Genomic DNA, 10,130 nt, shown 5'->3' on the forward strand with positions numbered 1-10,130 from the left:
ATGGAAGAGGCATGTCCGAAAGGGAAGGGAGGGATGGTCGCCCTCATCGGCGCAGATATGGCAAAGATAGGACCTGTCCTCCAGGAGATATCCCATGATGATTATGTCGCTGTTCCGGCGAACCTGAACTCCGCAGAGCAGGTGGTCCTTTCCGGCAACATGGAGGCCCTGAAGGAAGGCGTCGAGAGGTTGAAGGGGACAGGGTACAAGAAGGCGATTTTTCTCAATGTCTCCGGTCCTTTCCATAGTCCGCTCATGAGGGACGCGGCGGAGAAACTGAAAGAGGAACTCACAAAGATTAATCAGGGCGCCATGAACACGCCTGTTGTATTTAACGTCGACGGGACGCCCGGGGATGACGGGGGTATCGTTATTGACAGGTTATACCGTCAGATGTTCTCACCGGTTTTGTGGGAGGTGTCTGTCAGGAGAATGATCGCAGAGGGAGTAGAGATCTTTCTTGAGGTAGGTCCCCAGAAGGTCCTTACGAACCTTATCAGGAGAATAGAGCCGAATGTGCCCTGTTACAATGTGGAATCTTTGGAAGATATAGAGGCAGTGAAAGGTATATTATAAACAAAGGATTTGTTTACTATGAATGATACTGTTACCATAGTGACAGGCGGCTCCCAGGGCATTGGCCGGGCCATAGCTGAATTTCTGGCCGATAAGGGCGGCGACATAGCGATATTCGATATTATCGATGGCGATGAAGTTGCCGGCATCATCAGGAATAAAGGACGGAGATGCCTGTTCTACCAGGTGGATGTTGCTGATCTCCAGGCCGTCGGCGAGGCCGTTGATGGTGTGGTGAAGGAGATGGGGAAGGTCAACAATCTGGTCAATAACGCGGGGATAACATCCGACAAGTTGTTGCTGAGGATGAAAGAAGAAGACTGGGACAGGGTAATCCGGGTCAATCTGAAAAGTGTATTCAGTTGTACGAAGGCAGTGATCAGACACATGCTGAAGACCGGCGGAAGTATCGTCAATATTTCATCCATAGCAGGGGTCATGGGCAACGCCGGACAGGCAAATTACGCGGCCAGCAAGGCAGGCATCATTGGTTTCACAAAAAGTGTCGCCAAAGAGTATGGCGAGCGGGGAATACGGGTGAACGCCGTTGCCCCTGGTTTTGTAAGGACCAGGATGACCGATGCGCTGGATGATAAGACAAAAGAAGGGATGTTAAAGGCGATCCCCCTGAAGAGGTTCGGAGAGCCTGTCGATATTGCATATCTGGTGTACTTCCTTATTTCGGGGTACGGAACATATATAACAGGGGAGGTGATAAACGTTAACGGCGGTTTGTATATGTAAACGGTGAGCATAGCGTAATAAGCATGAAGTGTTCAGCATCCTGGTGCTGACCGCTGAAGGCTGATGGCAATCTTTTAATAAAATCAGGAGGTGGTTTAATGACAGTCACTGAAAAGGTAAAAAAGATGATCGTGGACCAGCTTGGGGTTAGCGAATCTGAGGTAATGCCTGAGGCGAAGTTTATCGATGACCTTGGGGCAGATTCACTCGATATCGTAGAACTTATTATGGCCCTTGAAGATGAATATGGTATTGAGATCCCCGACGAAGACGCAGAGAAGATCGAGACCGTGGGGGATGCGATACGGTACATTGAAGAACACATGACTGAGAAAAAATAGAGAGGTGATACATTGAAACGCAGGGTAGTTGTCACGGGAGTGGGACTTGTCACCCCTCTCGGTGTGGGTATTGAAAATGTGTGGCAGCGCATCCTACGCGGCGAATCAGGGATAGGACCGATTACGCGGTTTGACACCACACAACACGAAACAAAATTTGCTGCTGAGGTGAAGGAGTATAAACCTGAGGATTATATCCCACCGAAGGAGCTCAAAAGGATAGATCTTTTTATTCAGTACGCCCTCACCGCCGCGAAGATCGCCATGGAAGATTCCGGCCTTGATATGGGCAAGGAAGACGCGGAAAGGGTCGGTGTTATTGTCGGCACAGGACTTGGCGGCCTGCCGACACTGGAAAAGTACCACAGCATTCTTCTCGAAAGAGGACCTGGAAGGATATCGCCGTTTTTTATACCCATGCTGATCGCAAATGAGGCGCCGGGTCATATAGCGATCCAGTTCGGCATCAAGGGTCCCAATCTTTGCATCGTTACGGCCTGTGCGACCGGTGCGCACTCCATCGGTGACTCCCTGAGGATCATCCAGTATGGTGACGCCGATGTGATGGTGGCAGGAGGAACAGAAGCGAATCTGACCCCTCTCACTGTAGGCGGCTTTAATGCCATGAAAGCGCTTTCTACGAGAAACGACGCGCCCACGAAGGCATCCCGCCCTTTTGATAAGGACAGGGATGGTTTTGTCGTTGCGGAAGGTTCGGGTATTATTGTCATGGAAGAACTGGAACACGCGAAAAAGAGGGGCGCAAAGATCTATGCAGAGGTTGTCGGGTATGGTTATAACGGTGATGCATACCATATCACGGCACCGTGTCCTGACGGCGACGGCTTCATCCGCTGTATGAGGATGGCCATGAGAGATGCCGCCGTGTCGCCTGAAGAGATAAACTATATCAATGCCCACGGTACATCAACGGGCCTCAATGATCAGATAGAAACAATCGCCATCAAAGAGGTCTTTAAAGAAAAGGCATATACAATACCGGTGAGTTCTACAAAATCGATGATAGGGCATCTCCTGGGTGCAGCAGGAGCAGTTGAGGCGATCTTTATACTCTTGAGCATGCGCGATAATATCTGTCCGCCGACGATCAATTACGAGACACCTGATCCGGATTGTGACCTTGATTATGTTCCCAATTCAGCCCGGAGCCATACTATCGATATCGGACTCTCAAATTCGTTCGGGTTCGGAGGCACGAATTCGACATTGATATTCAGGAGGTTTAAGGATTGAAGGTGGCAATAGGTTCTGATCATGCCGGCTATGCGTTAAAAGAGGTTGTTAAAAAGGTACTGGAGGATCGGAACGATACTGTTGTTGATGCCGGGACCAATACGGAAAACTCCGTTGATTACCCTGATTTCGGCATAGAGGTCGCAAGGCTTGTCTCCGAAGGAAAGGTGGAAAAAGGCATCCTCATCTGCGGCACAGGCATAGGGATGAGCATAACGGCGAACAAGGTGAAAGGGATACGGGCAGCCCTGGTGTTTGACCTTTACACTGCCATACAAAGCAGGAAGCATCTCGATGCCAACATCCTCGTACTCGGAGGAAGGATTACGGGAAAAGGTCTCGCGGAGGAGATCGTCCGGGCATGGCTCGATACACCTTTTGAAGGCGGGCGTCACCAGAAAAGGATCGACAAGATCTCCGACTGGGAGAAAGGTCATCTGAGCCTATGATGAAGTTAGACGGTAACGACAAGGAGATCTACGAACTCGTAAGACATGAGCTTGAGCGGGAGGAGTACAGCCTTGTGCTCATAGCCTCCGAGAATTATGTCGATGAAGACATCCTTGCCATGCAGGGGTGTGTTCTGACGAATAAGTACGCCGAAGGCTATCCTTCAAAAAGGTATTACAGCGGCTGCAGGTATCTCGACGATATAGAGAGCATAGCGATCGAACGGGCAAAGACGCTGTTCAAGGCTGAACATGCGAACGTTCAGCCCCACTCAGGTTCTGCTGCCAATATGGCTGTATTTTATGCTGTTCTTAACTACGGAGATACAATCCTTGGAATGAATATTGCCCACGGTGGTCATCTTACGCACGGCGCCACTGCGAGTTTTTCCGGAAAATACTACAATGCGGTCTCATACAGTGTTTCTGCCAAAGACGAAATGCTCGATTATGATGAGATCAGGGATATTGCCCGTAAAGAACGGCCAAAGCTGATAATAGCAGGGGCGAGCGCTTATTCGAGATTGATCGATTTCAAGAAGTTCAGGGAGATTGCCGATGAGGTGGGGGCATATCTCATGGTCGATATCGCCCATATTGCCGGCCTCATCGCCGCAGACTGTCATCCGAACCCTGTTGAGTATGCCCATTTTATTACTACAACGACACACAAAACCCTCCGCGGCCCTCGCGGGGGCTTGATACTCTGCGCAAAGGAGTTTGCCAGGGCCATTGATTCCGCGGTCTTCCCCGGGATCCAGGGCGGGCCGCTTATGCACGTTATCGCGGCAAAGGCAGTTGCCCTGAAGAAGGCAATGAGCGAAGAATTCAGGGGATACCAGAGGCAGATTATAGCCAATGCCCGGCATCTTTCGGATAGCATGAAGAACCGGGGATACAGGATTGTCTCCGGGGGAACAGATAACCACCTTTTTCTCGTCGACCTTGTGAACAAGGGTGTGACCGGTAAAGAGGCCCAGGAGGCTCTGGAAGAAAGCGGTATCATGATTAACAAGAACCTCATCCCTTTTGACGCGAAAGGCCCCAATGTAACCAGCGGTATCCGGATCGGTACTCCTGCAGTTACTACGCGGGGAATGAAGGAACGGGAGATGGAGATCATCTGTGAGTTCATGGATACGGTCCTGCAGCACATGGAAGATCGGTCGCTTCGAAAAGACACAAAGGAAAAGGTCAGGACGCTTTGCGCCGGGTTTCCTTTTTATTCCCGCATCTTTAACATATGAAAAACCACCGCCCTGACTGGGATTCTTATTTTATGGAGATCGCAAGGATTGTTTCGAAACGGTCCACGTGCACAAGAAGGAGCGTGGGGGCCCTTATCGTAAAGAACAAAAGGATCCTTGCCACAGGATACAACGGTGCCCCGACAGGCCTGCGTCACTGCATGGACCTCGGGTGTATGCGTGAACAGCTTAAGGTTGCCTCCGGTGAACGCCATGAACTCTGCAGAGGTCTCCATGCGGAACAGAATGCGATCATACAGGCAGCGTATCACGGTGTGAGTATCGCCGGCGCCCAGCTTTATTCGACCCACCTGCCCTGTTCTATCTGTATAAAGATGGTTATCAACGCAGGTATCGGAACAGTATATTATCTCGATGGTTATTCTGATGAGCTTTCTTTACAATTGATTAAAGAATCCGGCATCATCCTGAAGAAGGTAGTTCTCAAGGAGGACCCCGGGAAGGCGGATACATAAAGACAGTGAATAGTGAATGGTGAATGGTGAATAGCGAGAACCAAAGAAACCAAAGAAACGATCCGAACGCATTGCGGCGAACGGTTTTTCCCGATATACGATATACGAATTACGATATACGATCTGCTATGAGCTAACGTTATGAAATGTCCTTTCTGTAATGACCCTGAGAGCAAGGTCCTTGATTCGAGAATGAGCAAAGAGATGGACACTATCCGCAGGCGGCGGGAGTGTCTCAAATGCGGCAAGCGCTTCTCTACGGCAGAGAGGCTTGAGGAGGGTCTGCCGCTTGTTATAAAAAAGGATGACAGGAGGGAGGACTTCGACAGGACCAAGATCCTGAACGGGTTGAACAAGGCCTGCGAAAAGAGACCCATCAGTATAACGAATATAGAGAAGATCGTTTCAAGGATCGAATATAACCTGCTGGAAAAGGGTGAACGAGAGATCAAGGCCACCGAGATCGGTGAGATGGTCATGGACGAACTGAGGAAGCTCGATGAGATAGCCTATGTCCGGTTCGCGTCTGTGTACAGACAGTTCAAGGACATCAATGAATTCATGGAAGAGCTGAAAGATCTGCTCCTTAAAAAGGATGAAGAGTGAAAGACGAACAGTACATACGCATGACACTTTCTCTTGCAAAAAAAGGATTTGGCTCCACATCGCCGAACCCTATGGTAGGCGCTGTACTCGTAAAAGGGAAAGAGATAGTAGGCAGGGGTTATCATAAAAAGGCAGGCCAGGCCCATGCTGAAGTGGTTGCTATCAATGACGCGCAAGGGGAGGCACGGGGGTCAACCCTTTACATAAACCTGGAACCCTGTGTACACCAGGGCAAAACGCCACCCTGTACGGACACGATAATACAGGCGGGTATCAAGCGGGTGGTTGTTTCCATGGTTGATCCTAATCCAAAGGTGAACGGCAGGGGAATAGAGGCCTTGCGGAAGGCCGGGATTGAGGTGAAGGTAGGCGTTCTTGACGAGGAGGCGAGAAGGCTCAACGAGGCCTTTGTGGTCTACATGGAAAAGAAAAGGCCCTTCTTCGTCATGAAGTCGGCTGTGAGCCTTGACGGAAAGATCGCCACCAAGACCTGTGATTCAAAATGGATATCGAATGAAGAATCAAGGAAGTATGCAGATAGATTACGGTCGGTCATGGACGGCATCCTGGTAGGGATCAACACAGTTATAACGGACAATCCATTGCTGGTCCCAAAGGTCATACGACCGAAGAAATATCCCGCAAGGATAATACTCGACTCCAAGCTCAGGATACCCCTTGCCTGTGATATTGCGAAGACATCCGGAAAGTATAAGACGCTGGTCTTTACTTCAGAGGATTCCAGGGCGGACAGGGAGACAAAACTCGTATCCATGGGGATCGAGGTTATCAGGATCCCGAACGACGGGAATGGCCGGACGTCGTTGAAGCACGTATGCCAGGAACTCTATAAAAGAGGGATCCTGAGTGTCTTTGTCGAAGGCGGCGGGGAGGTCAACAGCGCGCTCCTCAAGGAAGACCTGCTGGATAAGGTGGTTCTCTTTTACGCGCCTATCATTATCGGAGGCAAGAACGCCCTCAATCTCATCGGTGGTAAAGGTATCGATTTTCTGAAGGATGCGTACAGGATCGATGTCACGACCATCAAAAGATTTAAAGAGGATATCTGCATAGAAGGATATGTTCACAGGAATCATTGAAGACATCGGAATAATCACCGGCATAAACAAGATGAGCGGGAAATGGGAGTTTGCCGTCAAAACGAATCTTTCGCCTTTTGATATCAGGGAAGGCGACAGTGTTTCTGTCAACGGTGTCTGCCTGACAGCCACAAAGACAGGGAAGGGGACCTTCAGCGCAGACGTGTCCCTCGAGACGCTGGACAGGACTACTCTGAAGGAGGCAAAGGTATCGCAACGGGTCAATATTGAACGTGCGATGGAGGCCGGGGGGAGGTTTGGCGGGCATCTTGTGACCGGTCATGTCGACGCTATCGGGACGATCGCGGATATAAAAAAGGCGGGCGATTCAACCCAACTAAGTATCGAGGTACCGGCCGATATAACAAGGTATTTCGTGCAAAAGGGCTCTGTGGCAGTCGATGGAATGAGCTTGACAGTCAACAGTCAACATGATAATATATTTACAGTTAACATAATTCCACATACTCTATCCAGGACCACCATAGGCGAAAAGAACCTGCGGGACAGAGTAAACATAGAGACCGACATTATCGGCAAATACGTGGAAAGCTTTTTGATCAGAAATAAACGGAAGGGGATAGACCTGGGTTTTCTCTCCGACCATGGATACGTAAAAGGGGACAGGTAATGGCAATAGCAAAGATCGAAGATGTGCTTCGTGATATCCGCGAAGGCAAAATGGTGATCATCGTAGATGATGAGGACAGGGAAAACGAAGGTGATGTAATGATTGCCGCGGAGAAGGTTACCCCTGAAGCGATAACGTTCATGGCACGGTATGCCTGCGGCCTTATCTGCCTCTCTTTAACGGAAGAAAGGGTGCGGGAGCTCGATCTGCCCTTGATGGTCGACAACAACACCTCTCCTTACAATACCGCCTTTACCGTTTCCATAGAAGCAAAGCACGGCGTCACGACAGGGATCTCCGCCTATGACAGGGCGAGAACGATCCAGGTCGCCATTGACGATACGACAACCTCCGATGATATTGTAAGGCCCGGCCATATATTCCCGCTTATGGCAAGAAAAGGCGGAGTGCTGGTGAGGGTCGGCCATACCGAGGCATCGTTGGACATGGCAAGGCTCGCGGGGCTTAAACCGGCGGGGGTTATCTGCGAGGTTATGAATGAGGACGGTACGATGGCAAGGCTCCCTGACCTTGAGGTCTTTGCTGATCGTCACGGGCTCAAGATCGTGAGTATCGCGGATCTCATCGGGTACAAGATGAAAAATGAAAAACTCGTTCGGAGGGTTGCGGAAACGAGGATCCCTACGCGTTACGGTGGTGAATTCAAGCTCATAGGATACGAGAACGATATCGACAAGGAGACACACCTCGCCCTGGTGAAAGGAGATATAACCCCCGATGATGTTGTCCTCGTCAGGGTCCACTCAGAATGTTTTACCGGTGATGTGCTCGGTTCAATGCGGTGTGACTGCGGTGAGCAGCTTCACTCGGCGCTGAAGATGATAGAGAAAGAGAAAAAGGGCGTTTTTCTTTACATGAGACAGGAAGGAAGAGGTATCGGATTATTGAATAAGTTGAAGGCCTATAATCTTCAGGATCACGGTCACGATACTGTGGAGGCAAACCTTGCCCTCGGTTTTTCTGCTGACCTCAGGGATTATGGTATCGGCGCACAGATCTTGAATGACATCGGGGTGAGAAAGATGAGATTGCTCACGAACAACCCCAAGAAGATCAAGGGTCTTGAAGGGTATGGTCTTCAGGTCCTTGAACGTACGCCGCTTGAGATGGAACCGACGAAAGACAACATAGCTTATCTTAAGACCAAGCAGAAAAAACTTGGTCATATTCTCAATAATCTATGAGGAGCGTATATGATACGTGAAGGAAAACTCAGTGCAAAGGGGTTCAGGTTTGCAATCGTAGTAAGCAGGTTTAACAGCTTTATCACCGACAGACTTCTTGAAGGCGCCCTCGATGCACTGAAAAGACACGGCGCCGACGAGAAACAGGTTGCGATCTATAAAGTCCCGGGCGCATTCGAGATACCGCTTACAGCAAAGCTCCTTGCCGGGAAAAGTGATATTGACGGGGTTATATGTCTGGGGACTGTCATCAAAGGCGCTACACCCCATTTTCATTATATAGCCTCAGAGGTTACAAAAGGTATTGCACAGGCATCTCTTGAGATCGGAAAACCTATCGCTTTCGGTGTTATCACCAGTGAGAATATTGAGCAGGCAATAGAAAGGGCCGGGACGAAGTCCGGTAATAAGGGCTACGATGCTGCAATCTCGGTTATAGAGATGGTCAATCTTCTGAAGGAAAACAACTTGTGCGAAGGCGGAAAGCGAGAGAATTAGCATTACGGATGCTCTATCAGGTAGAGACGAACCGTGATGACCCTGAATCAGCCCTGACGAATTACTGTGAGTCATTCCCCTATCAGCAGGATATCATGGATTATGCCCGCCGGTTATTATCAGGAATAAAACAGTATCAGGATATTATCGATACAAAGATCACCGCCGCCTGCGAAAACTGGAGGCTTGACAGGATAACCTATGTGGACAGGAATATCCTGAGGGTCGGGATCTACGAGATGTTCTTCATCCCCGATGTACCACCAAAGGTTTCGATTGATGAGGCAATAGAGCTTGGCAAAAAATACGGGAATGAAGACTCCAGGATCTTTATTAACGGGGTCCTCGATAAGGTGATGAGGGAGTATTATAAACAGGAAGCATCGAAGGGAGAATGAGTCATCAGCAGGGAGCAGGTTTATTGAATAACCAATCACCAAACATCAATCACCAATTAATATCCAATGACCAATGACCGAATACCCAAACGAGGTATAATACACAAAAGTTTTTGTTTGGTTATTGAATATTGGGTATTGGTGATTAATTGGAGCCTGGTTATTGGTAATTGGTTATTCAATGCATTTGCTATGAGTTGTGAGTCATGAACTATGATCTGATATTATGATCCATATCATCATCGACGGATACAATTATATAGGCAGAACGGGGCGCTCCGGGATACACGGAGGCGTTGATCACGATGGTCTGCGAAGGTCTTTGCTCGAGAGGCTGGCCGGATATAAAAAACGTCGGGGCGCAAAGATAACCGTAGTCTTTGACGCATACAATATTTTTTCACCTGGACGTCAGAGGGAGAACTTCAAGGGGATCGATGTGATATATTCAAAGGAAGGGGAGACCGCCGATGATGTTATCATAGGGTTCATCGGGGCAAAAAAGGCCGGTATGGCCGTGGTCAGTTCTGACAGGGCAATTATCGATGAGGCAAAAAGGCATGGTGTCCCGTTTATCACGCCAGGACGGCTGGAAGAGATGATGG

The 10,130-nt window shown here is 49.3% G+C and carries 14 protein-coding genes; all 14 read left to right on the forward strand.

The annotated features are described in order from the left end of the window. Positions 1-576 (forward strand): ACP S-malonyltransferase (locus PHU49_10025; GenBank protein MDD5244343.1); only part of this gene is annotated, 576 nt, incomplete at its 5' end. 18 nt (positions 577-594) lie between these two features. Next, entirely contained in the window at positions 595-1,320 is a 726-nt protein-coding gene (gene fabG / locus PHU49_10030; protein MDD5244344.1) for a 3-oxoacyl-[acyl-carrier-protein] reductase, read from the forward strand. Positions 1,321-1,418: 98 nt separating this feature from the next. Further along, positions 1,419-1,661 (forward strand): acyl carrier protein, encoded by a 243-nt coding sequence (locus PHU49_10035; protein MDD5244345.1) that lies wholly within the window; start codon positions 1,419-1,421, stop codon positions 1,659-1,661. A 12-nt stretch (positions 1,662-1,673) separates the two neighbouring features. Next, positions 1,674-2,915 carry a beta-ketoacyl-ACP synthase II gene (fabF, locus tag PHU49_10040; GenBank protein MDD5244346.1) on the forward strand — a complete coding sequence of 414 codons (1,242 nt, stop codon included), beginning with the start codon at positions 1,674-1,676 and terminating at the stop codon, positions 2,913-2,915. 2 nt (positions 2,916-2,917) lie between these two features. Further along, positions 2,918-3,364, forward strand: coding sequence for a ribose 5-phosphate isomerase B (rpiB, locus tag PHU49_10045; protein ID MDD5244347.1), 447 nt, complete (start codon positions 2,918-2,920; stop codon positions 3,362-3,364). Next, positions 3,361-4,611 (forward strand): serine hydroxymethyltransferase, encoded by a 1,251-nt coding sequence (locus tag PHU49_10050; protein ID MDD5244348.1) that lies wholly within the window; start codon positions 3,361-3,363, stop codon positions 4,609-4,611. The genes rpiB and PHU49_10050 overlap by 4 nt, the downstream gene beginning before the upstream one ends. Continuing rightward, on the forward strand, positions 4,608-5,087 hold the full coding sequence (locus tag PHU49_10055) for a cytidine/deoxycytidylate deaminase family protein (protein ID MDD5244349.1): 480 nt from the start codon (positions 4,608-4,610) through the stop codon (positions 5,085-5,087). Before PHU49_10050 ends, PHU49_10055 begins: the two co-directional genes overlap by 4 nt. Before the next feature lie 141 nt (positions 5,088-5,228). Next, on the forward strand, positions 5,229-5,693 hold the full coding sequence (gene nrdR, locus PHU49_10060; GenBank protein MDD5244350.1) for a transcriptional regulator NrdR: 465 nt from the start codon (positions 5,229-5,231) through the stop codon (positions 5,691-5,693). Further along, entirely contained in the window at positions 5,690-6,793 is a 1,104-nt protein-coding gene (ribD, locus tag PHU49_10065) for a bifunctional diaminohydroxyphosphoribosylaminopyrimidine deaminase/5-amino-6-(5-phosphoribosylamino)uracil reductase RibD (protein MDD5244351.1), read from the forward strand. Before nrdR ends, ribD begins: the two co-directional genes overlap by 4 nt. Continuing rightward, entirely contained in the window at positions 6,774-7,424 is a 651-nt protein-coding gene (locus tag PHU49_10070) for a riboflavin synthase (GenBank protein MDD5244352.1), read from the forward strand. Before ribD ends, PHU49_10070 begins: the two co-directional genes overlap by 20 nt. Continuing rightward, positions 7,424-8,629 (forward strand): bifunctional 3,4-dihydroxy-2-butanone-4-phosphate synthase/GTP cyclohydrolase II, encoded by a 1,206-nt coding sequence (locus tag PHU49_10075; protein MDD5244353.1) that lies wholly within the window; start codon positions 7,424-7,426, stop codon positions 8,627-8,629. The genes PHU49_10070 and PHU49_10075 overlap by 1 nt, the downstream gene beginning before the upstream one ends. Before the next feature lie 9 nt (positions 8,630-8,638). Beyond that, positions 8,639-9,127, forward strand: coding sequence for a 6,7-dimethyl-8-ribityllumazine synthase (gene ribE / locus PHU49_10080; GenBank protein ID MDD5244354.1), 489 nt, complete (start codon positions 8,639-8,641; stop codon positions 9,125-9,127). An 8-nt stretch (positions 9,128-9,135) separates the two neighbouring features. Further along, positions 9,136-9,525: a transcription antitermination factor NusB gene (nusB, locus tag PHU49_10085; GenBank protein MDD5244355.1), complete on the forward strand. Its 390-nt coding sequence runs from the start codon at positions 9,136-9,138 to the stop codon at positions 9,523-9,525. Between the two features lie 226 nt (positions 9,526-9,751). Next, positions 9,752-10,130 (forward strand): NYN domain-containing protein (locus tag PHU49_10090; protein MDD5244356.1); only part of this gene is annotated, 379 nt, incomplete at its 3' end.

The sequence above is a fragment of the Syntrophorhabdaceae bacterium genome (assembly GCA_028713955.1).
Lineage (GTDB): Bacteria > Desulfobacterota > Syntrophorhabdia > Syntrophorhabdales > Syntrophorhabdaceae > UBA5609.

What these genes read in the sequence shown, in the direction of transcription:
- nusB (MDD5244355.1), top strand. Translation starts at nt 9,136, where the DNA reads ATGCTCTATCAGGTAGAGACGAACCGTGATGACCCTGAATCAGCCCTG.
- PHU49_10055 (MDD5244349.1), top strand. Translation starts at nt 4,608, where the DNA reads ATGAAAAACCACCGCCCTGACTGGGATTCTTATTTTATGGAGATCGCA.
- PHU49_10050 (MDD5244348.1), top strand. Translation starts at nt 3,361, where the DNA reads ATGATGAAGTTAGACGGTAACGACAAGGAGATCTACGAACTCGTAAGA.
- fabG (MDD5244344.1), top strand. Translation starts at nt 595, where the DNA reads ATGAATGATACTGTTACCATAGTGACAGGCGGCTCCCAGGGCATTGGC.
- PHU49_10035 (MDD5244345.1), top strand. Translation starts at nt 1,419, where the DNA reads ATGACAGTCACTGAAAAGGTAAAAAAGATGATCGTGGACCAGCTTGGG.
- ribE (MDD5244354.1), top strand. Translation starts at nt 8,639, where the DNA reads ATGATACGTGAAGGAAAACTCAGTGCAAAGGGGTTCAGGTTTGCAATC.
- PHU49_10075 (MDD5244353.1), top strand. Translation starts at nt 7,424, where the DNA reads ATGGCAATAGCAAAGATCGAAGATGTGCTTCGTGATATCCGCGAAGGC.
- PHU49_10070 (MDD5244352.1), top strand. Translation starts at nt 6,774, where the DNA reads ATGTTCACAGGAATCATTGAAGACATCGGAATAATCACCGGCATAAAC.
- nrdR (MDD5244350.1), top strand. Translation starts at nt 5,229, where the DNA reads ATGAAATGTCCTTTCTGTAATGACCCTGAGAGCAAGGTCCTTGATTCG.